The 474-nt window shown below is 66.2% G+C and carries 1 protein-coding gene; it reads right to left on the reverse strand.

Translation table 11 applies throughout. The annotated features are described in order from the left end of the window. Positions 1–23 precede the first annotated feature (23 nt). Positions 24–474: ribosome recycling factor (frr, locus tag C6558_RS39135; RefSeq protein WP_107028856.1), on the reverse strand; the 451-nt coding region annotated here is incomplete at its 5' end.

Genomic DNA, 474 nt, shown 5'->3' on the forward strand with positions numbered 1-474 from the left:
GGCCGTCAAGGACGGCGGGAGGCTCAGACCTCCAGCAGCTCCTGCTCCTTGTTCTTGGCCATCTCGTCGATGAGCTCGACGTGGCGCTTGGTGAGCGCGTCCAGCTCCTTCTCGCCGCGGGCGCCCTCGTCCTCGCCGACCTCGCCGTCCTTGACGGCCTTGTCCATGGCCTCCTTGGCCTTGCGACGGGCGTTGCGCACGGAGATCTTGTGCTCCTCCGCCTTGGACTTGACCAGCTTCACGTACTCCTTGCGGCGCTCCGCGGTCAGCTCCGGCATCACGATGCGGATGACCTTGCCGTCGTTGGACGGGTTCGCGCCGACCTCGGACTCGGACAGGGCCTTCTCGATGTTGCGCAGGGCCGACTGGTCGAACGGCGTGATGAGCAGCGTGCGGGCGTCCGTGGTGGTGAAGGACGCCAGCTGCTGCAGCGGGGTGAACGAGCCGTAGTAGTCGACCATCACCTTGGAGTAG

The sequence above is a fragment of the Ensifer sp. NM-2 genome, from assembly GCF_003024455.1.
In the GTDB taxonomy this organism is placed as follows: Bacteria; Pseudomonadota; Alphaproteobacteria; order Rhizobiales; family Rhizobiaceae; genus Ensifer; species Ensifer canadensis.